This window comes from Solobacterium moorei (genome assembly GCF_036323475.1).
In the GTDB taxonomy this organism is placed as follows: domain Bacteria; phylum Bacillota_I; class Bacilli_A; order Erysipelotrichales; family Erysipelotrichaceae; genus Bulleidia; species Bulleidia moorei.
Window position 1 is genome coordinate 1,129,129 of sequence record NZ_AP028934.1, and the last position, 22,021, is coordinate 1,151,149.

Consider the following 22,021-nt stretch of genomic DNA (forward strand, 5'->3'; position numbering starts at 1 on the left):
GAGTGCTTATGATTGCACGAATCACGAAAATCGTATCGAAGAATTATCGTGTCTTAACTTCTGATAAGAAGTATTATGATGCGATTGTAATGGGAAAAGTGCGTCGTCAAGATGCGCCTGTTGCTGGAGATTTGGTAGAGTGTGAAGAGATTGATGGCCGCTATGTCATTCAGAAAATCATGCCACGAACCAATCGCTTGATACGACCAGCAGTAGCGAACGTTGACCAAGCACTCATTGTGATGAGTGTAAAAGATCCTGACTTTTCAACTGCATTAATTGATCGCTTAAGTATGCTTATCATGCATGCGGGTGTTGAACCAGTTTTAATTATTACAAAATGTGATTTAGGCTTTAGCCAAGAAGTGGAAGAACAGATCCAAGCTTATGAAAAGGGTGCGATGAAAGTCATTCGTACCGCAAAAGGTAGCTTAGATCCATCGATTGCAGGTCTTTTAACAGATAAGATTTCAGTATTAACTGGTCAAAGTGGTGCTGGAAAGAGTACGCTATTAAACCAATTAGAGCCATCATTCCATCTTGCAACACAAGAGATTTCAAAGGCACTTGGAAGAGGTAAACATACCACAAGACATAATGAATTGCATGAGGTTGCAGGGGGGCTTGTGGCAGATACACCTGGTTTTAGTTCCCTAGATTTTTCTCATATTCAAGCTAGTGAATTAGCTGAATATGTACCAGACTTTGTACCATACCTACATGATTGCCGCTTCAATGACTGTGTTCATCAAAATGAACCGGGTTGTAAGATTAAAGAAGCAGTAGAAGCAGGTAAAATATCCAAAGAACGCTATGAGAACTATCTCGGCGTTTTACAGATAATTCAAGAGAGAAGGGAGAAATACATATGATTGTTGCACCATCCGTATTATCTTTAGATTACAGTCACATGACTGAACAATGTGAATTACTAAATTCCTCCAAGGCAGAGTGGATGCACTTTGACGTTATGGATGGACACTTTGTAAAGAACTTAACATTTGGGCCAGATATCCTAAAGGGATTTGTAAAACTATCACCATTATTTAAAGATGTTCACTTGATGGTTACAGATCCTAAGATGTTTGCTGATGTATTTATTAATGCTGGTGCAGATCAGATTACCTTCCACGTTGAAACAATTTACGACAAAGAAGAGATCAAAGCACTTGCAAAACATATCCATGAACAAGGAAAGAAAGCTGGACTTACATTAAAGCCACAAACACCAATTGAAGTACTAAAGCCATTCTTGCATGATTTTGACTTATTCTTGATTATGAGTGTAGAACCAGGTTTTGGTGGACAGAAGTTTATGCCAGAGGCACTAGAACGTATTCGTACACTTCGTACATGGTTAAATGATGAAGGCCTTGATACGCATATTGAAGTTGATGGTGGTATCAACGAAGAAACAGGTGCTTTATGTGCTGAAGCAGGAGCAGATGTGCTTGTGGCAGGTTCTTATGTCTTTAAGAATAATATCCACGAAGTATGCGAGAAATTATGGAAGCTTCAGTAGTTATTATCCTAAAACGTTGTGAATCCATTCCGACTGCAGAAAACTATATTGGTGTAGATAAAGGTGCCTTAACACTTGCAAGAAGTGGTAAGAGAATGTTACTGGCAATCGGTGATTTTGACTCTGTAGAAGAAAGCGATTTATCTTGTATCAAAGAATACAGTGATGCATTTATTCAACTAAATACAATCAAGGATGATACCGATGGTGAGGCAGCAGTTATGTATGCTATCGGGAAGGGATATCAAAAAATACACCTCTATGGTGGACTTGGTGGTAGAGTAGACCATGCGATGATTAATCTACGGTTGGTATCACGCTTTCCTGAAACTGTATATCTCCATGATGAAAATAACTTTATTTATTCTCTTGGTGAGGGCATATATTCCATTGGTAAACGCGATTATACATACATTTCATTCTTTACCGAAGATGAATCAATTATCACCTTGGAAGGGATGAAATACCCATTAACCAATCAAAAGCTTACCAATAAAGATACCTATACAACTTCCAATGAGATTTTGGAAGAGATGGGTATCGTCACTGTGCATACAGGTAAGGTTACAGTAATACAATCAAAAGATGCATAAAAAAAATTCCCTTCGGGGAATTCTTTTTCATATAACCGGCGATTACTCAGCAGTTTTAGCCTTAGCTCCTGCCTTTAATGTCTTTAATGCGCGAGCTGAGATCTTAACTGTCTGTGGCTTGCCATCAACGATCATGTGAACCTTTTGCAAGTTCACATTCCACTTACGACGAGTAGCACGTAGGGAGTGGGAACGTCTGTTTCCTGACATTGCTTTCTTACCGGATACAGCACATACTCTGGACATACCATAACCTCCTTTACTTATAATTTGCTTACAAAAGATATCATAGATTACTTGTAAATGCAACCAAAAAAGTAGTAGTTAGATTTGTTTTTCAAAGATTCATATAGAAGATGCAGAAATGAATTATGTAAATTCTATGAAAATAGGCTGTTTATGGATGGTAATCGACTACATTTTGAAATGCAAATGTGATAAAATACGAATATAACTGAAAGGAGACTTCACGGTGACAGATAAACAGATTTATGCGGCAATTGAGGCTGCTGACCATGAGGTTCGATTAGTAATTGGTGAGTTTTTCAACACCAGATTTAATATTATAAAGGTTGAAAGAGTACCATGTAGCGGACTCTCTTATAATGGCATTACAGACCAACAGGCTTTGATTGGTTCCATCAAACAGGCAATAGCGTCTGCAAAGAAGATGGTTGGTGCTAGTGTACAACAGGTAATTCTTGCAATTCCTGCATTTAATTTAAAGCGTATTTCTTTGAAATCAACAGTTGATATTGAAGGTATCGATGGAACTGTAACGATACAAGACGTACGTAATGCAATCAAGAAAGCGGAAGCAGTAAATATTGGCAATGATAGTGCTTTGATTCAGACGGTATGTGTAAAGTATACGGTCAATGGTATGACAACACGCCGTATTCCACTTGGAGAAAAGTGCTCTCAGTTGATTGTTGATATTGACTTATTGTGTGCAGATCGTAAATTTGCCTATGACTTAGTAACTTGTGTAGAAAAAGCAGGTCTAAAAGTAATGGATATCTTTGCGGATATCTATGCTGTAGGGAAAGAGGCTGCTCTATTTGAACAGTCCGTTGATCGCCAAGTGATTGTCTTAAAGGTAGAACGTGATGCAACGACATTAGGTCTACTCTATAAGGGAAGATTTGCGGCATCTACAATCTTACCAATGGGACTTGGAAATATCGCAAATGCAGCTGTCGAAAAATATGGCATTAATATGAAGAATGCTATTGAGTTAATCAAGTATAGTGCAAGACTTGATCAGACAGTTTGTTCCTCAAATATTATCCATATTTGGAACGATAATGGTGAAAATAGAACCATCAGTGAGCAGGAGTTAGTAGACTGTATTCGCCCTAATATTGAAACATGGTTGAATGCAATTACAGAAACTTGCGAAGGAATCTTGCAAGCAGGTGAAACAACTGTTATTATTACTGGTGAAGGTGGCGAAACTATAGGTTTAGAAAACCTTTTAAGCAAGCGCCTAAATGTAGAAGTTAGAGATTATATTCCGGAAACATTAGGGGGAAGAAATGCAGCATTAACCGCATGTCTCGGATTGTTCTATGCCTACCAAGATAGATTACCTATTATCGGTCAGACTGAAAACAGCTTAGATCTTGATGCTTTTATCAAAAACGTATCCTACCGTGATAGAAAGGTAGAGACTACGAAAGAAGATACCTTGACAAATAAACTCAAGGGATTGTTTCTCGATGGAAAGAAATAAATTGGAGAGGTAAACGTTATGGCAGAATTAACTTACAACCAGGTAGCAAAAATCAAGGTATTTGGTGTCGGCGGAGCAGGTAGCAACGCTGTAAACCGCATGGTACAGGAAGGCGTTCAGGGTGTTGAATTCTATATCGCTAATACTGATCTTCAGGCAATGGATATTTCTCCAGTTGCAAATAAGATTCAGTTAGGTAAAGAAGGTCTTGGCGCTGGTGGTAACCCAGACAACGGACGCAAGGCAGCTGTAGAAAGCGAAGACGCAATCCGTAAATCTATGGAAGGTGCCGACATGGTATTCCTTACAGCAGGTATGGGTGGCGGAACTGGTACAGGTGCAGCCCCATTATTCGCAAAGATTGCTAAGGAACTTGGATGCTTAACAGTAGGTATCGTTACTAAGCCATTCAATTTCGAAGGTAAGAGAAGAGAAAGAAATGCTGAACAGGGTCTTGAACAGCTCAAGGAATATGTAGACTCATTAATCATCATTTCTAATAATAAAGTGTTAGAAGTAATCGGACATATTCCATTCCAGGATGCGTTTAAAGAAGCAGACAATATCTTACGTCAAGGCGTACAGACAATTACTGACTTGATTGCTGTTCCTGCAATGATTAACTTGGACTTCGCGGACATTAAGAGTGTTATGGAGGGTCAAGGTTCCGCATTATTCGGTATTGGTATGGCTGATGGCGATGACAAGGCTAGAGAAGCTGCAGCACGCGCTATTCAATCTCCATTACTAGAAGCACAGATTGCTGGTGCGAAGAGTGCTATCATTAACGTTACTGGTGGTACAAGCATGTCCGCATTTGATGCATCTGAAGCTGTTGACTTCATCCGTGAAGCAGCTGGTAATGATATCGATATCATCTTCGGTGTAGCTATTAACGACAAGATTGGCGATGCAATTATCGTTTCTGTTATCGCTACAGGTTTCGAGTTGTCTGAACCTAAGAAGGAAGAAGAAAAGAAGGCTGCTCCTTCCACAAAGCCAGCGAGTGGTGTTTCATTACAGAATGATGACTCTGCTGTATTTGGCTCTTCAACTTCTGATGCAAGCGACAGTATTCCTGGTTTCTTTAGAAGAGGTTAATTTAAGAGGGCATTTGTGTCCTCTTTTTTCATATCTATCATAAAGGGGAGGTAGTTATGCAGTACAATCATCATGTATCCGTAAGTGGTTTAATTGTGAATGAAAATGACGAAGTATTACTCGTCAAAAATGCTTTCCGTGGGTGGGAGTGTCCAACAGGATTTGTGGCAGAACATGAATCACTACAAAATGCGCTTGAAAGAATTATTTTTGATGAGACAGGTGTGAAGGTCACGATTCTTGATCTTGTTGGAATCAACAAGGACCTAACATTTAACAATGTAAATGTAGACTTTATTTGCAAGTATGAAAGTGGAGAACTTGTAGCTAACGGCAGTAGCCAAGAAGTAAAGTGGGTCAATAGGATGGATGCTAAACTTATGGTAAAAGATGCACTTGTGCATGAGATGCTTCAAAACATGCTTTACTATCGCGGTAAAGTTGGATGTTGGAATTTCAAGAAGAATCCATTTGAAATGATTGAAAAAGATATTTATCCAAAGATTTAAAAATTGATGAAAGATTTGTTTTTACAGTCGCATATTCGCTATGCGACTTTTCATATACTTTTCAAAATGCTCTTAAATGATATCCGATATAATGAAAGTGAAAGGTTGGTTTCGATATGGCATCTGGTGTAAAAGTTAATAAGAATGAATCAACGATGGCATCTTTACAGAAACGATTACCACATTGGATCCATCATACACGTGTTGATGAAAGTAATGTGAATGGAATTGTTTATTTACCGAAGTGCGATTGTTCGGAATGTGGATATACTGTAAGTTTTGAAAAGCCTGTTTGTCCTCATTACCATGTGAAGATGAATGTCTTTCAAAAGAAGTAGTCACTGATGGATTTGCATGCTTTATTGCATGATTTTTCACTATTGTGGTATAATTCCAACATTAGTAAGAAAGGTGAGTGTTTATTTTGGAGGGTTCATCAGTTCCGCCGGAAGACAATATATGTATTAATATGACAAATGAAAGCGAGATCCGCATATGAATCAAGCAGGACAGTATATTCTAGCGATTATAGTGCTTGTTTTCTTTTCGGGTCTTTTTTCGGCTATAGAAACAGCATATTCTGTAGCGAATAAAATTCGTTTGAAGAATATGTATAGTGATGGTGAGGAAAAAGCAGGTGAAGTATTAAAAGTTCTTGAAAACTTTGATCGTTTTTTAGTCACAGCGTTAATTGGTAATAATGTTGTCAACATTATTACAGCGACTGTAGGTACATTGTTATTTACAATGTGGGTTGGTACAAATGGCCCAACTGTATCAACAGCAGTTATCACAATCTTAGTATTGGTTTTTGGTGAGATTACACCAAAGTCACTTGCAAAGCAATTCCCTGAAAAGGTTGCGATATATACAGTTGGATTTGTAAAGCTTGTACAAGTCTTATTAACACCAATTACTTGGTTGATGCTGGGGTGGCAGTGGATTGTTAGTAAGGTTATTCATATCGAAGAAGATGACCCCGATATCGCAGATGAATTGATTACGATGGTCGATGAGGCAGAAAAGGATGGAGACCTTGAAGAACATGAGTCCGACTTAATTTCTGCAGCTATCGAGTTTAATGATCTTGAAGTTATGGATGTGTTTACACCGCGTGTGGATATTATTGCGGTAGATGTTAACGATCCAATTGAAAAGATTGAAGAAGTATATCGTATGAATTCATATTCACGTTTACCTGTGTATGAGTCATCGATTGACCATATCATTGGTGTCATTCATGAGAAGGATTTCTATGAGTTGATTTATCGCAACCAAACATCTTTACGCAAGATTGTAAAGCCGGTTGTTTATACAAGTCCAAACACAAAGATTTCTCAGTTATTAAAGAAGCTACAAACAAACAAGACACATATGGCTGTTGTCCTAGATGAATTTGGCGGTACTGATGGTATTATTACTGTTGAAGATATCATCGAAGAACTCGTAGGTGAAATTTGGGATGAACACGATATTGTTGAAGAGTTCTATACAAAAATCAATAATACAACATACCTCATTAAAGGTGATGCAGAAGTGGATGATATGTTTGATCGTTTCGACATCGAAGATGATGATGAAGATGAGGGATATATCTCTGTCTCTGGTTGGGTGATTTATCGTCTTGGTCACATCCCTGAGGTTGGTGAATCATTTGATTATAAGAATCTGCATGTCACAGTTACAGAAGCAGATCAAAGAACTGTGTTACAAGTTAAAGTAACAATTCAAGAAACAGAAACAGATAAAGAAGACGAGTAATTCGTTTTCTTTTCGATTATGGGAGGAGTTATGCAACAATACTTCAGTGATACACCGCTCGTGGTAGGTCAAGAATATATCTTTAATAAAGACCAAGCACATCATGCTAAGAATGTTGTTCGTTTACATCACGAAACGATTCGATTGGTTTATGATGGAATTGGGTATTTTGCGGATGCCTACAGCAAAGGAAAAGACTTTGTTGCGATGGTTTTAGAGAAAGATGAGCGCATCAATGAGATTGGTGTTGAAGTAACACTTGCGATGGGACTCATTCGTAAAGAGAAGTTCGAGCTTGTATTACAGAAGGCGTGTGAACTCGGTGTAACACGTATTGTGCCATTTGAGTCCATACGTTGTGTTGTGCGTGCTAAGAAAGAAAAAGAAGATAAACAACAAGCACGTCGAATCGATATTCTCCAAGAATCTGCAGAACAGTGCAAACGAAATCGGATTCCTGAAATCACACCAATTGTGCAGCTAAAGGATCTTGTAAAGTATCGCTCTGATGTTAACGTACTGCCATATGAAAATGCATACTCTAAATCAAAATTTATGACAGAGGTTTTATCGCCAGGACAGTCCGTTACGTTTGTGATAGGACCAGAGGGTGGTTTTGCATCTGAGGAAGTAGAGTTTTTACAACAGAATGGTTTTGAAGCCATTACATTAGGGAAACGTATTCTAAGAGCAGAAACGGCAGCAATGTATGCATGTGCTGTCATTAGTGAACGAAATGAAGCATATGAGAATACACTTTAATAAAGGGTAAGACAAATGAAATTAACAGATTTTTTTGAAAATGTACCGGATATTGAAATTAAGAGTTTGATGGATGATAGTCGTAAGAAACGACCGAACTCTATCTTTTTCTGTGTCAAAGGACTCGTAAATGATGGTCACGAACATATCGATGAAGCGATTGCAAATGGTGCAATTGTCATTGTGCATAGTGAGCCAATAGAGAAGATTAATCCTGATATTACATACATCAAGGTGAAGGATGTTGTACATGTCTTTAATCAGGTCGCAGATAGTTTCTATGATTATCCTAGCCACCATATGACGATGTATGGTGTTACAGGTACAAATGGTAAGTCATCCGTTGCTTGGATTATTCGTAACATCTTGAATCAAATTGAACCAACCGCATATGTTGGTACAATTTCCATTGAATACAACAATGTAAAACTACCACCACTTGTCGCCTCACCAAATATCGATGAAGTACATGGTATCTTGCGTGACATGGTAGATGCAGGAATTAAGAACTGTGCCTATGAAGCTTCTTCTATTGCAATTGATCAAGGAAGATTGGATGCGATAGACTTTGATGTCGCAATCTTTACAAACTTGACCCATGATCACTTAGATTATCATGGCACGATGACAAACTATTTCAATGCGAAAAAGAAATTGTTTGACCAGCTAAAAGAAGAGGCGATTGCGATTGTAAACGTTGATGATCCTAGTGGAATGAAGATCGTTCAAGATACGCAGGCGAAGGTGTTTACTTATGGTATTGATTATGAGGCTGACTATCGTGTCACAGATTATCATTTGTTAAAAGACAGTACACGGTTTACTTTGCATGTAAATGATCATGATTATCGCCTAGAGACAAATCTCATCGCACGTTTTAATATCTATAACCTTGTAGCTGCGATTGCGGCAATACATCAAAAGGGCGTATCCATGGATGATATTGCCAGTTACATTCAGCACTTAAACCAAGTGGAAGGAAGAATGGAACGCATCCAAGATGGCCAACCCTTCAATCTAATTGTAGACTTTGCTCATACTGCAGACGGTATTGAAAAGGTATGCCAATACGCTTCTTCCATCACACCAAAGGATTGTAGAATCATTGCGATTACAGGTAGTGCAGGTAAGCGTGATACTGCCAAACGTCCAATATTCGGTGAGATACTAGACCATTATTGTGATATGATTATCTTAACGGAAGATGACTCACGTGGTGAAAGCGTACGTGAAATCGCTGAAGATATTGCCAAAGGTATACATCATAAGAACTATGTGATTATTGAAGATCGCTATGATGCGATTCGGCAGTCAGTTGAATTATGCTCAGAAGGAGATACCATTTTGGTATTAGGAAAAAGCAATGAAAAGTTCATTGCTCGTGAATTTGGACGTGAATCCTATGAAGGTGATGATGTCATCTGCCATGAAGTATTGAAGAAATATTATTTTGGTGATGAAGGAGGACTAGATGAAACCGAGTAAGTATATCGACCATACAATTTTAAAACCTAACGCAACAAGTGAGCAAATTATTAAGTTGTGTGAAGAAGCAGTTGCAAATGATTTTGCGTCAGTTTGTATTAATCCATGTTGGATTCCTACGGCAAAGGCTGCTTTAGCAGGCTCTGATGTGAAGCTTTGTGTTGTTGTGGGATTTCCACTAGGTGCAATGACAACGGAAGCAAAAGTGTTTGAAACAAAGGACGCAATCGAAAAGGGTGCACAAGAAGTTGATATGGTTATCAACGTTGGTAAATTAAAAGACCATGATGATATTTATGTAACCAATGAAATTCGTCAGATTAAGAATGCATGCGGTAATTTAACACTGAAGGTAATTATCGAAACATGTCTTTTAACAGATGAAGAAAAGGTACGTGCATGTAAGGATGCCGAAGCAGCTGGTGCTGATTTCGTGAAGACATCCACTGGTTTTTCGACAGGTGGTGCAACGGTTGAAGATGTTAAACTCATGAAGGAAACTGTTGGTGATCGTTTAAAGGTAAAGGCTTCTGGTGGTGTTCGTACAAAGAAAGACTTTAAGGCAATGATTGAAGCTGGTGCAGAGCGTATCGGAGCATCTGCTGGCGTTGAATTAATTAAAGAATAATTCCTATTCACAAAGTGAATGAACAAAAAAGCAGATATTTTCGTAATCGAAAATGTATCTGCTTTTTGATAGGAGATTTATATCATAATTACGTAAAAAACCTGTGTAATAATCGTATAAATATCTTGCAATGGTGTAATGGATTTGGTATGATACTAATGCTTTATAAAAGAGAAAGGGGGGTTAGGAATGTCTAGAGTCGTCCTCAAAGAAAATGAGAATTTGGATGATGCGCTACGCCGTTTCAAGCGTCAGGTATCCCGCAATGGAACCCTCGCCGAAGCTCGTAAGAGAGAGTACTACGTTAAGCCTGGTGTTAAGAGAAAGCTTAAGATCGAAGCTGCTCGTAAAGCGAGAAGAAGAGGAAAATAAGGAGTGCGCAAGCATTTCTTTTTTTATGTTTTTTGTACTATCTTGATTTGAGTTTGTTATAATTAATTTGCGACTAGTATTTAACCATAAATATAATTCGATTTTATTTAGAAAAAGGTGAATAATCATGTCTAAGAACGACTCAAAGTTTCAAGTGAAGTTTATGTCTTTTATGTTTAAAGGCAAGGAAATCTTCAAGCCTTTAAACACAGGTTTTATTGATGACAGAGTAAGTTGTATCAGAGAGTATGTTGCGAATATCTATTTTTATTCCAAAGATGGACATACGATTATGATCGATGCAGGCTATAACTATGACCGATTTGCAGAGAAGCTGCAGTGGCTTGATATAAATCCAAAGGATATTAAAGAGATTCTCGTTACCCACCAAGATACAGACCATGTTGGTGCAATTGAAAAAGGCAGTGATGAACTTTTCGGCGATGCTACAATCTATATTGGAAAAGTAGAGAATGAATACTTAGAAGGTCGTAAGCATCGTAAAGTCTTCTGGGGCTTAACAACATTACCACAGGTCATCATCAATAATCCCAAAATACTAATTGAAGATGAGCAGGTATTTTACATTGGTAATATTAAGATTGAAGCGTTTTTAGTACCTGGCCATACTTGGGGACATCTTGTATATCTGATTGATGACTGTTATCTATTTACTGGAGATACGATTTGGCTTGGTGCAGATGGTGGTTATGCATTTCTAAATACACTTGCGGAAGACCGTAAGCTTCAATGTAAATCATTACAGAGACTGAAAGAGATACTTGAAAAACGTAATCTACAGTTAAAAATAATTACAGGTCATACAGGATGGACGAATGACTTTGCTTTTGCGTTTGCACATATTGATGAAATCTGTAATTCACTCCGAAGAAAACCAAAAATTCATGACCCTAAAGCACCGTATGATGGTTTTGATGAAAGAGATGATACAGAGGCTAACGCAAAACGTGGTTATCTTGAGCAATGCTATAAAGGAAACTAAAAAATAAACTCCGCTAGTCGGAGTTTATTTATCCAATAATTCATTTAATCGTGTTTTATATTCTTCGATTTGTGCTTCTGTAATTTGTACTGTATGTGCATCATAATCAAAACTTAACATGAAGCCTATAACTTTACCATCACGAATCACAGCTACATATGGAACATAAATCTTATTTGTGCCATCTCCTGAGACATCACCAAGTAACTCTTGGAGTTTGACATAAGTTGAATTGTTTTCGTTACGTAGATCGCTTTCTTTTGTGTTTTCTGGACGTACGTTAACATACTTAATCTTAACGTTCTTTTGAATGGCAACATCATTTAAGATAGGTATTAAATCTTGACACCAAGGACAATCACGGAAGCCGAGGAATACGATGTGACTTTCTTTGTTTTCAATGTAGGAAACAACATCTTCCATCGTGGCTTTTTCAAATGGAGTGTTTTTAGCCGCTAGTAAATCTTCGTAGAGTTTTGCTTTATCTTCGCTTGATTCACATTCTGCAAAGGCGGCACATCCACCAGAATTCTCACTTGTGCTTGTGTTATTTGTATTTGAAGTATTTGATGTTTGAACTGTTTGTTTTGTGCATCCAGTTAATAGCATCAAACTTAATAGAATCATTATTCTTTTTTTCATTTGGATAACTCCTTTTGTATTAAGTAGTTTAGCATAAAACCAAACTGAGCGTAAAGCATTTTCAACTATGGAGATACCTGTTAAGATATTGGTACTAAGGAGACATTATTTTGGAAAATATAAAATCAATTCACTTAGAGGGAATGAAAGAGCAGATTGCGATGAATATCATTGGTAATCATGATAGAAATCTAATTGTTTTAAGTTCGCAATTTGAAAAAGATATTTCTTATCGAGATAATACATTTTTTGTTAGAGATTGCGGTGATGAAGAACTACTGCTGATTCAACGTGTTTTAACAGCATTGATGACGCTTGCAGAACAGAATAAAGTCATCAGTGAACAGGATGTTATCTACGCTAGCCGCTTACTAGCGAAAGAACAGACAATTGACTTTTCGTCAATGAGTTCTGAAATTATCGGCAGAACAATGAGTGGAAAGGCAATTGTGCCTAAGACGTTAGGACAGTATGCTTTTGCCAAAGCAATGGATAGTGCTGCGGTTGTATTTGCGATAGGACCTGCGGGTACTGGTAAAACATTCTTAGCAGTCACAAAGGCAGTTAGTGCATTAAAGAAGGGTGATGTAAAGCGTATCGTTCTAACACGCCCTGCTGTAGAAGCGGGAGAAAGCTTAGGCTTTTTACCAGGTGATTTAAAGGAGAAAGTCGATCCATACTTAACACCTCTCTATGATGCGTTACATAACATGTTGGGTAATGAACAGACAGAGAAGTTAATAGAAAAGGGTACGATTGAGATTGCGCCACTTGCGTATATGCGCGGTCGTACGCTGGATGATGCATATGTCATCTTGGATGAAGCACAGAATACAACCGCATCGCAGATGAAGATGTTCCTAACAAGACTTGGCTTTGGCTCTCATATGATTATCACTGGTGATGTTACCCAGATTGACTTAAATCATAATCAGACCAGTGGTCTTATTGAGGCTACCCGTATCCTAGAGGGTTTAAGTGAAATTAGAATTATGGAATTAAGTGCGGATGATGTCGTACGTCATCCTATCGTACAGAAGATTATTGAACGCTACAGCAAAGAAGATGAACAAAGACGTGAATTGTCTTTGAAGAAGCGAGGCTAATATGGAAATCACATATATCAATAAAACCAACCAAGATATACATGCATATGAGGAATTCTTCCAGTCAATCGCAAAGCGTACAGAGAAGGAGCTCAAATTAGCAAAAGATTTAGAAATCAGTATTACGTTTGTTCGCTCCCGTACTATTCATATCATCAACCGCGATTATCGTGGGATTGATCGACCAACGGATGTAATTAGTTTTGCGATTCGTGATGGTTTAGAAGCTTTCATCCCAGATGAAGAAAAGGACCTAGGTGATCTTTTTATCAACATTGATTATGTAAGAAAACAAGCAAGAGAATATGGTCACTCTGAAAAGCGAGAAATGGGATTCTTATTCACGCATGGACTTTTGCATTGCTTGGGCTATGATCATATGAATCCAGACGATGAGAAGAAAATGTTCGCCTTACAGGATAGGATCTTAGATCCGATTATTAGTCGCAATGAAAAATAAGTTCTATGTGGCATTTGTAGGGCTTGTATCTTCGCTTCGAGATAAGAGTGTACAGATACAGTATTTTCTTGCGATACTAGCGTGTATTGCAGCATGGATAATTGGTTGTAATTATTATGAATGGCTTGCGATACTTCTTTGTATTGGACTTGTAGTAATAACGGAAATCTTAAATACATGCATTGAAAAACTATGTGATTTATATTCAACAGAAAGAAATGAAAAGATTAAATATATCAAAGACTTAGCTGCTGGTGGTGTATTATTTGCATCGCTGATTGCACTAGGTGTTGGTATCTTGGTTTTCATTCATCATCTGATTTAAAGGAGGTCATTATGACACGTGAAGAATTAATTGAAGAGGCTTTTAAAGCAATGGAAAATAGTTACGCTCCATATTCCAATTTCCATGTTGGAGCAGCTGTTCTAACCAAAGATGGAAAAGTATTCTGGGGTGCAAATATTGAGAATGCTTCTTTTGGAGCAACCAATTGTGGTGAGCGTTCCGCAATCTTTGCGGCTTACTCCAATGGTTATCGTAAGGAAACAATTGAAGCACTTGCGATTGTAAGTGATGGAGATCGTATTGCGGCACCATGTGGAATTTGCCGGCAGGTCTTAAGTGAACTTATTACAGGTGATACGCCAATCTATCTATCCAATCGTAAAGATGAGATGGATACATGCATTAATGAATTATTACCTTACCAATTTACAACAGAGGATGTATGTCGATGAGAAGTGGCTTTGTTGCGTTAGCGGGAAGACCAAACGCTGGTAAAAGTACTTTAATCAATTCCTTGATTGGTGAAAAGGTAGCCATTGTATCAAGCAAGCCTCAGACAACACGCTCTGAGATTCGTGGCATTTACACAGATGAAAACTGCCAGATTATTTTTACGGATACACCTGGTATTCATAAGCCTAAATTCCGCTTAGAATCACGTATGAACAAGGAAACTGCAGATGTTATTCAGGGTGTGGATTTAATCTATCTTGTTGTGGATGCTAGTACTCCATACGCTAAGGGTGATGAGTTTGTTTTAAACATGGTTAAAAATACAGGTTTACCAGTATTCTTAGTCTTGAATAAGATGGATAAGATGCAGCCTGAGAAGATTGTGAAAGTAATTCAACAGTGGCAAGAGCGCTATGACTTTGCGGAATACTTCCCATTATCTGCGAAATTTGGACGCTCCTTTGAAGATCTGATCAAGACGACAAGCAAGTATCTTCCAGAAGGTGACTTATTATATCCGGCAGAGATGACAAGCGACGGTGCAGAAAACTTCCGTATTGCGGAGTTAATCCGTGAAAAGATTCTTATCCAAACAGAAGATGAAGTTCCTCATGCGGCTGCAGTACTGATTGAAAATAAAGAATTCAAAAAGGATAAGGTTTATATCCAAGCAATGATACTTGTAGAACGTGATAGCCAAAAGGGCATCATGATTGGTAAGCAAGGACAGATGTTAAAGAAGATTGGTTCTTTAGCACGTGAAGATATTGAAAAGTTACTTGGTAAGAAGGTCTTCTTAGAATTATTTGTTCGTGTAGAAAATGAATGGCGCTCACGAGATGCCCGTATCACTGAATATGGATATGGTGGGGCAAGTCGAGATGAATGACCGCATCACTGGTTTTGTATTAAAGCAAAGCGACTATCGTGAGGCAGATGTGATACTCACTGTACTTACAAAAGAGTATGGAAAGTTATCCTTTGTAGCACAAGGTGTACGCAAGATGACTAGCAAGAATGCTGGCTCTATCATGCCTTATACAAAAACAGAAATCCTATTTGATTATAATGAAACAAAGACAATCTTCCGTTTGAAGAATGCACGTTGTAAGGAGTATTATCGCTCCATGCATGAAGATATTGCAGCCTCTAGCGCAGCTGCAGTTGCGGCTGAACTCATCAATGTTTTAACACTACAAGCAAGCAGCGATATGACAAATAGCGATGAGTATGCATTCCTGGATATTGTTTTTTCAAAACTAGATGAAGGCTATGATCCAACACTAGTACTATCTTTACTATTTGCGGATATGCTAGAACTTGCGGGGTTATTGCCAGATGTGGATGCATGTGTCACCTGTGGAAATACCCATGTTGTTACGGTAAGTCCGAAGGATGGAGGTTTCTTGTGTCAAGAACATGCGGAAGAACATCATATTCCATTTATGAAAACAGAAGACTTACGTCGTTTCCGTTTATTATGTAAAGCAGGACTTGAGAAAATTGGTATCGTCAATCGGTATATCGAAGGTGACATGAAGGATTTACAGTACTTAGTAGATATCTTATATATCCATGCGGATATCCAATTAAAATCAATGGATTTCTATATGCATTTGCATACGATTATATAAAGAAAACGAACCAGTAAATTAGAATGATTTTTCTGAAAACTGCATTGAGTTTGAATCTCGGCGTTTCAAAATTAGATGGGGTGTCGAAAAATGGATTGTAAAGAAGGATGGGGCGAATATTGACCCCATCTTTCTTTGACCATCATGAACTATGCGCACAAGTGTATGGTTTTTATCATGTTAGTGTTGAAATGAAGAAATAGACAACTATATTCTGATTTAGAATTGCTTCAAAGGTCGGGATTTGAAAAAATTGATTATACATGCATCAAAGAATGCTCAAGTTAATTCAAAGAAGAGGCAACAAGTAGTTCCACCAATATTGAATCCATTACGCATTTTCTGGAAGATATAGATGAAAGCTTCTTGGAAATGCTATTAAGAAAGATCAATGTGAGTGGCATGCGTAATGTAGATTGCTATAAGAAAGCAAATATTAATTGCAAACCATTCTCAAAAATACGTTCTGATAGATTATATAAACCATCGAAGCCAACAGTTTTGGCATTCGCACTAGCATTAGAATTATCGTTAGATGAAATACATTCAAATCAAAAGATAGGAATCGTTAGGAGAGCATTACTTATCCGTAAATTATGATCCTCTGGGCAAGATGACCTAGAGGATTTTCCATGTGTCAAAGTATGCTTTTAATGCGGTGAAATGACGTGTTGTGACATTGAAAATACAGTTCGTAAATGCTATACTTAACAAGATTTGAAGGGAATATTATGGAGGTCCGATTTCAATGGATAGACAAAAGACATTCGACTTAATTGTTTCGCATGCAAAGAATACAGGATTTGTATTTCAAGGCTCAGAAATTTATGGTGGTTTGAGTAATACTTGGGACTTTGGCCCTTTAGGTGTTAATTTGAAAGATAACATCAAGCGTGCGTGGCAAAAGAAGTTTATACAAGAAGATCCAAACAACGAAGAGATTCAAGCAGCAATCTTAATGAATCCTAAGGTTTGGGAAGCGTCAGGACACTTAAAGGGTTTCTCTGATCCTTTAATGGACTGCAAGCAGTGTCATACAAGACACCGTGCTGACCAGTTAATTGAATCCTTCTCCAATGGAACAGTAAATCCAGAGGGTTGGAGCAATGAACAGATGGAACAGTACATCAAGGATAATAACGTTCCATGTCCTGATTGTGGTGGACATAATTTTACATCCATTCGCCAGTTCAACTTGATGTTTAAGACCTTCCAAGGAACATTGGAAGATTCTAAGAATACAATTTATTTAAGACCTGAAACAGCACAGGGTATGTTTGTGGACTTCAAGCAAGTGGCTCGTGCATATCGTAAGAAGCTACCATTTGGTATCTGCCAGATTGGTAAGTCTTTCCGTAATGAAATTACACCAGGTAACTTTATCTTCCGTACACGTGAATTTGAACAGATGGAAATGGAATTCTTCTGCAAGCCAGGTACAGATGATGAGTGGTTCCCATATTGGCGTAACTTCTGCATGGATTGGATTGTAAAGTTGGGTGGAAATCCAGAAAACTTACGTTTCAGAGACCATGAGAAGGAAGAATTATCATTCTACTCAAAGGGCACAACAGACATCGAATACAAGTTCCCATGGGGATGGGGTGAAGTTTGGGGTATTGCAGACCGTACAGACTACGACTTAACACAACACCAGAATACATCTGGTAAGGATTTGACCTACTTAGATCCAATTACGAATGAGAAGTATCTTCCATATGTAGTTGAACCAGCAGTGGGTGTTGAACGTCTATTTTTCATGTTCTTTACAGATGCATATGATGAAGAAACACTTGAAAATGGTGAGACACGTGTAGTAATGCGCTTTAACCCAGTGCTAGCACCTGTTAAGGCTGCAATCTTACCACTTCGTAAGAAGTACGCTGAAAAGGCAGAAGAGATTCGTCATGAATTATCCTATGACTTCACAGTGACATATGATGAAGCAGGTTCTATTGGCAAGCGTTACCGTCGTCAAGACGAAGTTGGTACACCATTCTGTATCACAATTGATGAGCAGACAATGGAAGACGGTACAGTTACAATCCGTTACCGTGATTCTATGGAACAGGAACGTATGACTGTAGAAGAAGTACGTAACAAGATTTGTAAGGAAATTCGTTTCTAAGAAGGAGGGAATATGGCAAAGATAAGTGATCATGATATAAATGCCATTCGTGAAAAAGCGGATATTGTCGATGTCATCGGTCACTATATTCAGGTTCATCGCAAAGGGAATTCCTATGTGGCGATTTGTCCTTTCCATGATGATCATGATCCATCGATGTCTATTTCTCCAGAAAAGAAAATCTATAAATGTTTTGTGTGTGGTAGTGGTGGTAATGTGTATACATTCGTACAAAACTATGAAAATATCACATTCCCTGAAGCTGTTGGTAGAGTTGCGTCTTTGATTAATTATCCTTTGCAGGTTGATGTTGATATTAAACAAAGGTCTAGCAAAGATCCTCATAAAGAAGCATTATACAATGTTATGAATGCGGCGATTCAGTATATGATGTATCAACTTGATACAGTTGAAGCACTTAGTGAAAAGAAATATCTTGAAAAGCGTGGGATGACCGCTGATTTGATCCAAGAGTTTCAGATTGGCTATAATCCAAATCAAACAGCGTTATATCACTTCTTACATGCCAAAGGTTTTAGTGATGCGGATATGAATGGTACGAATTTAATACGTATCAATGAATCTGGTATCCATGATACCTTCGCTGGTCGTATTACTTTCCCAATTCATGACCAATATGGAAATCCGATTGGATTTAGTGCACGTATCCTTGATCCAAATAATCCTTCCAAGTATATCAATACAAATGAAACAGATATATTTACCAAGGGTGATATTGTATATAACTATCACCGTGCAAAGGCTGTTGCTCGTAAGGAAGGAAAGATTTACGTATGTGAAGGTGTAACAGATGTCATTGCCTTTGCCAAGGCTGGTATCTTCAATGCAGTGTGTACACTTGGTACGTCCTGTACAGAAAGACAGATTCATCTGTTAAAGAATATCGCTGCGAAGATTGTATTCTGCTATGATGGCGATCGTGCTGGGCAAGCTGCTACCTTACGTGCAGTTCATATGGCAAGAAAAGCAGGCTGTGATGTATCGGTGATTCGCAATTTGACGGGAAAAGATCCAGATGAACTTGTACGCGAACAAGGAAATGAAGGCTTAAAGAGTGTTCTCAAAGATGAAGTTACTTGGATGGAGTTTGTGATTGAATACCAAGTAGCACAGACAAATCTAAATAACTACTCGGATAAAAAAGAATTGGTTCGTAAGCTACAAGCAGATATTGCGACGTTAGCTGACGAAGTAGACCGCCGATACTTTACACAACAATTGGCTGAAATGACACATATGCCAGTTGACTATATACCGCAAACATCAAATAGGTCAATCAACCAAACCATACAGAAGAAACTGACGATTCCGGATGGTTCGCTTGATGCGGAAGACTTAATACTGATGATGATGTTGAAGTCATCAACACATGCTCATACATTTGAAGTAGAGTTAGGGTATTTAAATGACAAGACACACAAGCTATTGGCGATGTTAATTATTGATAGTTTACATACATTCCAAGACGCTGATCCAAGTCATTTGATTGACCGCACGAATAAGCAAGAAGTAAAGGATTTACTAACAAGACTAGTTTCCATGCCTGCATATGATATTGACTATGACGAAGCAGTCCTAAAGGGCGCCATTCGCAAGGTAAAAATTACAACATTGCAGAAGGAGAGAGATGCGTATTACGAACAACTCTCACAAGCTGGTCTTAACGATATGAGTCAAAAGGTACTTATGGAAAAATACCAAAAGTGCATTCAAGAACTGAGGAGGTATCTCGATGAAGAAGAAGGAAGCAACTAAAACTACGAAAGCTTCAAAGAAAGAAAAAGAGGAAGTTGTAGTAGAAAAAGCAACTTCCAAAAAGACAAAGGGAGTTGTGATTGAAGAAAAAACTCCTAAGAAAACAAAAGAAGTAAAAGAGAAAAAGACAAAAGTGAAAGACAACAAGAAAGACACAAAAGAAATTGATACATATAAGCGTTCGGGTAAGGTGAAAGAATTAAAGAACCTTGATGAACTCAAAGAAGATTATAAGGAAATTGCGAAGAAGAGCGGTTCCATTGCACAGAAAGATATCATGGCATCCTTAGAGCACTTAGATATGTCTGACGATGATATGGATGAACTCTGGGATTGGTTCAATACAGAGAATATCCAAATTGCTGAAGATGATGATATTGAAGAACTCACTGCTACAGAAGACGATGATTTAGATCTATTGGACGATGATGTTGATAATGAAGAGGATGAAAATGTTGACGATAAAGATCATGATTTAGATGAAGATGATGAGGAAAAACCATTATCTAATCTACTTGATCTAACATCATTTTCTTCAGGTGGTAATGTACAGTTAAATGATCCTGTTAAGATGTACTTAAAGGAAATTGGACGTGTACCACTCTTAAAGCCAGAAGACGAACCTGAAATCGCAAAGCGTATTGAAGAAGGCGATGAAGAAGCTAGAAATATCTTGATTTCTAGTAACTTACGTTTGGTCGTATCTATCGCTAAGAAATATGTTGGTAGAGGTATGTTGTTTTTAGATTTAATTCAAGAAGGTAACATGGGTCTTGTAAAGGCAGTTGAAAAGTTTGACTATACAAAGGGCTTCAAGTTCTCTACATACGCAACATGGTGGATTCGTCAGGCCATCACACGTGCAATTGCAGATCAAGCTAGAACAATCCGTATTCCAGTACACATGGTAGAAACAATCAATAAGTTAACACGTGTACAGCGTCAATTGGTTCAGGAATTAGGTCGTGATCCTTCTGCAGAAGAAATTAGCCAACGTATGGAAGGCATCTCTCCTGAAAAGGTAAGAGAAATTCAAAAGATAGCCTTAGAACCTGTATCACTTGAAACACCAATCGGTGAAGAAGATGACTCTCACTTAGGTGACTTTATCGAAGATAAGGAAGCCCTCAGTCCGGACCAATACGCAAGTAATCAGTTATTGAAGGATGAAATCAATAGCGTTCTGAGCGGTCTAACAGAACGTGAAGAAAAGGTATTACGCTTACGTTTTGGTTTATATGATGGACGTACACGTACACTTGAAGAAGTAGGACGTGAATTTAGCGTTACACGTGAACGTATTCGTCAGATTGAAGCAAAAGCACTACGTAAATTGAAACATCCTTCACGCTCAAAGAGATTAAAGGATTTCTTTGACAAGTAAGATGAATTTACGTATCCAGAAAATTGCGGATATGATAAACAAAGGCGTGGTCTTGGCAGATATTGGTACAGACCATGCCTTTCTTCCTATTCTAGCAATCAAAAATAAAAAGGTACAAAAAGCATACGCTTGTGATATTGCAAAGGGACCATTAGAGATTGCCAAACGCAATATTCAAGCGGAAAATCTTGATGGTCAAATTGAGACAATCTTATCCGATGGCTTTGAACATGTACCAACAGATGTGGACGTTGTGGTGATTGCTGGTATGGGCTACTATACAGCAAAAGATATCCTTGAAGCTGCAGGGAAAAAACGCTTGTCTACTTGTAAACAACTGATTGTTGAAGTCAATCGTAAACCAGAACTTTTACGGAAATGGATTAGCGATCATCACTATACGATTGATCAAGAAGAGTTAATTACAGAGCGTGATTTCGATTATATCGCAATCAGTTTTACAACGGACTATCATGAATCATATCGTGATGATGAGATTCTCTGTGGAGTTTATCTCCAACAAAAAAAGGGGAAAGAATATCTTTCCTATTGTGATCGCCAGATTGCCTTTATTAGTGGTGTTTTAGCAAAGTATCCTCATAACGATGACTATCGTAAAGAATTGTTACAACAAAAGAAGTATTGGCTAGAGGCAAAATAAAAACGCGGTTCTTAGATCCA

Annotated in this window: 25 protein-coding genes; 23 read left to right on the top strand and 2 right to left on the bottom strand. The window is 38.0% G+C overall.

Annotated features, from left to right (window positions below; all coding sequences use genetic code 11):
• The first annotated feature begins 8 nt into the window (after positions 1-8).
• The 3 genes from rsgA to RGT18_RS05705 are packed head-to-tail and all read left to right on the top strand — an operon-like array spanning position 9 to position 2,115.
• Positions 9-872 (top strand): ribosome small subunit-dependent GTPase A, encoded by an 864-nt coding sequence (gene rsgA / locus RGT18_RS05695; RefSeq protein ID WP_028077249.1) that lies wholly within the window; start codon positions 9-11, stop codon positions 870-872.
• Complete coding sequence (rpe, locus tag RGT18_RS05700; protein WP_006525418.1) at positions 869-1,522, top strand: ribulose-phosphate 3-epimerase; 654 nt, start codon at positions 869-871, stop codon at positions 1,520-1,522. Before rsgA ends, rpe begins: the two co-directional genes overlap by 4 nt.
• Positions 1,507-2,115: a thiamine diphosphokinase gene (locus RGT18_RS05705; protein ID WP_037403205.1), complete on the top strand. Its 609-nt coding sequence runs from the start codon at positions 1,507-1,509 to the stop codon at positions 2,113-2,115. The genes rpe and RGT18_RS05705 overlap by 16 nt, the downstream gene beginning before the upstream one ends.
• A gap of 42 nt (positions 2,116-2,157) precedes the next feature.
• Here the strand turns inward: RGT18_RS05705 and rpmB are convergent, their stop codons facing one another.
• Positions 2,158-2,361, bottom strand: a complete 204-nt coding sequence (rpmB, locus tag RGT18_RS05710) for a 50S ribosomal protein L28 (protein WP_028077251.1) — start codon at positions 2,359-2,361, stop codon at positions 2,158-2,160.
• 226 nt (positions 2,362-2,587) lie between these two features.
• Between rpmB and RGT18_RS05715 the strand changes: the two genes are divergently transcribed.
• The 10 genes from RGT18_RS05715 (at position 2,588) to RGT18_RS05760 (ending at position 11,471) form a co-directional block, all read left to right on the top strand.
• Positions 2,588-3,850 carry a cell division protein FtsA gene (locus RGT18_RS05715; protein ID WP_028077252.1) on the top strand — a complete coding sequence of 421 codons (1,263 nt, stop codon included), beginning with the start codon at positions 2,588-2,590 and terminating at the stop codon, positions 3,848-3,850.
• A gap of 18 nt (positions 3,851-3,868) precedes the next feature.
• Positions 3,869-4,951, top strand: a complete 1,083-nt coding sequence (ftsZ, locus tag RGT18_RS05720) for a cell division protein FtsZ (RefSeq protein WP_006525422.1) — start codon at positions 3,869-3,871, stop codon at positions 4,949-4,951.
• Positions 4,952-5,007: 56 nt separating this feature from the next.
• Positions 5,008-5,460 carry an NUDIX hydrolase gene (locus tag RGT18_RS05725; RefSeq protein WP_051240866.1) on the top strand — a complete coding sequence of 151 codons (453 nt, stop codon included), beginning with the start codon at positions 5,008-5,010 and terminating at the stop codon, positions 5,458-5,460.
• A 116-nt stretch (positions 5,461-5,576) separates the two neighbouring features.
• Positions 5,577-5,798 (top strand): hypothetical protein, encoded by a 222-nt coding sequence (locus tag RGT18_RS05730; protein ID WP_028077253.1) that lies wholly within the window; start codon positions 5,577-5,579, stop codon positions 5,796-5,798.
• Between the two features lie 157 nt (positions 5,799-5,955).
• Positions 5,956-7,221, top strand: a complete 1,266-nt coding sequence (locus RGT18_RS05735; RefSeq protein ID WP_028077254.1) for a hemolysin family protein — start codon at positions 5,956-5,958, stop codon at positions 7,219-7,221.
• Positions 7,222-7,251: 30 nt separating this feature from the next.
• A complete protein-coding gene (locus RGT18_RS05740) occupies positions 7,252-7,983 on the top strand; it encodes an RsmE family RNA methyltransferase (protein ID WP_028077255.1) in 732 nt (243 codons plus the stop codon).
• A gap of 15 nt (positions 7,984-7,998) precedes the next feature.
• Entirely contained in the window at positions 7,999-9,468 is a 1,470-nt protein-coding gene (locus RGT18_RS05745; RefSeq protein ID WP_028077256.1) for a UDP-N-acetylmuramoyl-L-alanyl-D-glutamate--2,6-diaminopimelate ligase, read from the top strand.
• A complete protein-coding gene (gene deoC / locus RGT18_RS05750) occupies positions 9,455-10,096 on the top strand; it encodes a deoxyribose-phosphate aldolase (protein ID WP_028077257.1) in 642 nt (213 codons plus the stop codon). Before RGT18_RS05745 ends, deoC begins: the two co-directional genes overlap by 14 nt.
• 189 nt (positions 10,097-10,285) lie before the next feature.
• Positions 10,286-10,468 (top strand): 30S ribosomal protein S21, encoded by a 183-nt coding sequence (gene rpsU / locus RGT18_RS05755; protein WP_006525429.1) that lies wholly within the window; start codon positions 10,286-10,288, stop codon positions 10,466-10,468.
• A gap of 127 nt (positions 10,469-10,595) precedes the next feature.
• Positions 10,596-11,471 (top strand): MBL fold metallo-hydrolase, encoded by an 876-nt coding sequence (locus tag RGT18_RS05760; RefSeq protein WP_028077258.1) that lies wholly within the window; start codon positions 10,596-10,598, stop codon positions 11,469-11,471.
• A 24-nt stretch (positions 11,472-11,495) separates the two neighbouring features.
• On the opposite strand, the gene RGT18_RS05765 is transcribed toward RGT18_RS05760, so the two are convergent.
• Positions 11,496-12,113 (bottom strand): hypothetical protein, encoded by a 618-nt coding sequence (locus RGT18_RS05765; protein ID WP_028077259.1) that lies wholly within the window; start codon positions 12,111-12,113, stop codon positions 11,496-11,498.
• 143 nt (positions 12,114-12,256) lie between these two features.
• On the opposite strand from RGT18_RS05765, the gene RGT18_RS05770 reads away from it, so the two are divergent.
• The 10 genes from RGT18_RS05770 (at position 12,257) to RGT18_RS05815 (ending at position 22,001) form a co-directional block, all read left to right on the top strand.
• Positions 12,257-13,219: a PhoH family protein gene (locus RGT18_RS05770; RefSeq protein ID WP_037403227.1), complete on the top strand. Its 963-nt coding sequence runs from the start codon at positions 12,257-12,259 to the stop codon at positions 13,217-13,219.
• A 1-nt stretch (position 13,220) separates the two neighbouring features.
• A complete protein-coding gene (ybeY, locus tag RGT18_RS05775; RefSeq protein WP_028077260.1) occupies positions 13,221-13,679 on the top strand; it encodes an rRNA maturation RNase YbeY in 459 nt (152 codons plus the stop codon).
• Complete coding sequence (locus RGT18_RS05780; RefSeq protein WP_028077261.1) at positions 13,669-14,004, top strand: diacylglycerol kinase family protein; 336 nt, start codon at positions 13,669-13,671, stop codon at positions 14,002-14,004. The genes ybeY and RGT18_RS05780 overlap by 11 nt, the downstream gene beginning before the upstream one ends.
• 11 nt (positions 14,005-14,015) lie before the next feature.
• Positions 14,016-14,417 (top strand): cytidine deaminase, encoded by a 402-nt coding sequence (locus RGT18_RS05785; RefSeq protein WP_028077262.1) that lies wholly within the window; start codon positions 14,016-14,018, stop codon positions 14,415-14,417.
• Positions 14,408-15,307, top strand: a complete 900-nt coding sequence (era, locus tag RGT18_RS05790; protein WP_037403207.1) for a GTPase Era — start codon at positions 14,408-14,410, stop codon at positions 15,305-15,307. The genes RGT18_RS05785 and era overlap by 10 nt, the downstream gene beginning before the upstream one ends.
• Complete coding sequence (gene recO / locus RGT18_RS05795) at positions 15,300-16,052, top strand: DNA repair protein RecO (protein WP_028077264.1); 753 nt, start codon at positions 15,300-15,302, stop codon at positions 16,050-16,052. The genes era and recO overlap by 8 nt, the downstream gene beginning before the upstream one ends.
• 748 nt (positions 16,053-16,800) lie before the next feature.
• A complete protein-coding gene (locus RGT18_RS05800; RefSeq protein WP_006525439.1) occupies positions 16,801-18,180 on the top strand; it encodes a glycine--tRNA ligase in 1,380 nt (459 codons plus the stop codon).
• Positions 18,181-18,192: 12 nt separating this feature from the next.
• Complete coding sequence (gene dnaG / locus RGT18_RS05805) at positions 18,193-19,956, top strand: DNA primase (protein ID WP_028077266.1); 1,764 nt, start codon at positions 18,193-18,195, stop codon at positions 19,954-19,956.
• Positions 19,934-21,340, top strand: coding sequence for an RNA polymerase sigma factor RpoD (rpoD, locus tag RGT18_RS05810; protein WP_245580888.1), 1,407 nt, complete (start codon positions 19,934-19,936; stop codon positions 21,338-21,340). The genes dnaG and rpoD overlap by 23 nt, the downstream gene beginning before the upstream one ends.
• Positions 21,330-22,001, top strand: coding sequence for a class I SAM-dependent methyltransferase (locus RGT18_RS05815; RefSeq protein ID WP_338175546.1), 672 nt, complete (start codon positions 21,330-21,332; stop codon positions 21,999-22,001). Before rpoD ends, RGT18_RS05815 begins: the two co-directional genes overlap by 11 nt.
• The last annotated feature ends 20 nt before the right edge of the window (positions 22,002-22,021 follow it).

Coding starts and splice junctions, on each gene's coding strand:
- RGT18_RS05800 (WP_006525439.1), top strand. CDS start 16,801: ATGGATAGACAAAAGACATTCGACTTAATTGTTTCGCATGCAAAGAAT.
- rpsU (WP_006525429.1), top strand. CDS start 10,286: ATGTCTAGAGTCGTCCTCAAAGAAAATGAGAATTTGGATGATGCGCTA.
- RGT18_RS05735 (WP_028077254.1), top strand. CDS start 5,956: ATGAATCAAGCAGGACAGTATATTCTAGCGATTATAGTGCTTGTTTTC.
- rpoD (WP_245580888.1), top strand. CDS start 19,934: ATGAAGAAGAAGGAAGCAACTAAAACTACGAAAGCTTCAAAGAAAGAA.
- RGT18_RS05730 (WP_028077253.1), top strand. CDS start 5,577: ATGGCATCTGGTGTAAAAGTTAATAAGAATGAATCAACGATGGCATCT.
- RGT18_RS05780 (WP_028077261.1), top strand. CDS start 13,669: ATGAAAAATAAGTTCTATGTGGCATTTGTAGGGCTTGTATCTTCGCTT.
- era (WP_037403207.1), top strand. CDS start 14,408: ATGTCGATGAGAAGTGGCTTTGTTGCGTTAGCGGGAAGACCAAACGCT.
- ftsZ (WP_006525422.1), top strand. CDS start 3,869: ATGGCAGAATTAACTTACAACCAGGTAGCAAAAATCAAGGTATTTGGT.
- RGT18_RS05740 (WP_028077255.1), top strand. CDS start 7,252: ATGCAACAATACTTCAGTGATACACCGCTCGTGGTAGGTCAAGAATAT.
- RGT18_RS05765 (WP_028077259.1), bottom strand. CDS start 12,113: ATGAAAAAAAGAATAATGATTCTATTAAGTTTGATGCTATTAACTGGA.
- RGT18_RS05770 (WP_037403227.1), top strand. CDS start 12,257: ATGAAAGAGCAGATTGCGATGAATATCATTGGTAATCATGATAGAAAT.
- RGT18_RS05705 (WP_037403205.1), top strand. CDS start 1,507: ATGGAAGCTTCAGTAGTTATTATCCTAAAACGTTGTGAATCCATTCCG.
- RGT18_RS05785 (WP_028077262.1), top strand. CDS start 14,016: ATGACACGTGAAGAATTAATTGAAGAGGCTTTTAAAGCAATGGAAAAT.
- RGT18_RS05745 (WP_028077256.1), top strand. CDS start 7,999: ATGAAATTAACAGATTTTTTTGAAAATGTACCGGATATTGAAATTAAG.
- rpe (WP_006525418.1), top strand. CDS start 869: ATGATTGTTGCACCATCCGTATTATCTTTAGATTACAGTCACATGACT.
- dnaG (WP_028077266.1), top strand. CDS start 18,193: ATGGCAAAGATAAGTGATCATGATATAAATGCCATTCGTGAAAAAGCG.
- recO (WP_028077264.1), top strand. CDS start 15,300: ATGAATGACCGCATCACTGGTTTTGTATTAAAGCAAAGCGACTATCGT.
- RGT18_RS05725 (WP_051240866.1), top strand. CDS start 5,008: ATGCAGTACAATCATCATGTATCCGTAAGTGGTTTAATTGTGAATGAA.
- rpmB (WP_028077251.1), bottom strand. CDS start 2,361: ATGTCCAGAGTATGTGCTGTATCCGGTAAGAAAGCAATGTCAGGAAAC.
- RGT18_RS05760 (WP_028077258.1), top strand. CDS start 10,596: ATGTCTAAGAACGACTCAAAGTTTCAAGTGAAGTTTATGTCTTTTATG.
- deoC (WP_028077257.1), top strand. CDS start 9,455: ATGAAACCGAGTAAGTATATCGACCATACAATTTTAAAACCTAACGCA.
- rsgA (WP_028077249.1), top strand. CDS start 9: ATGATTGCACGAATCACGAAAATCGTATCGAAGAATTATCGTGTCTTA.
- ybeY (WP_028077260.1), top strand. CDS start 13,221: ATGGAAATCACATATATCAATAAAACCAACCAAGATATACATGCATAT.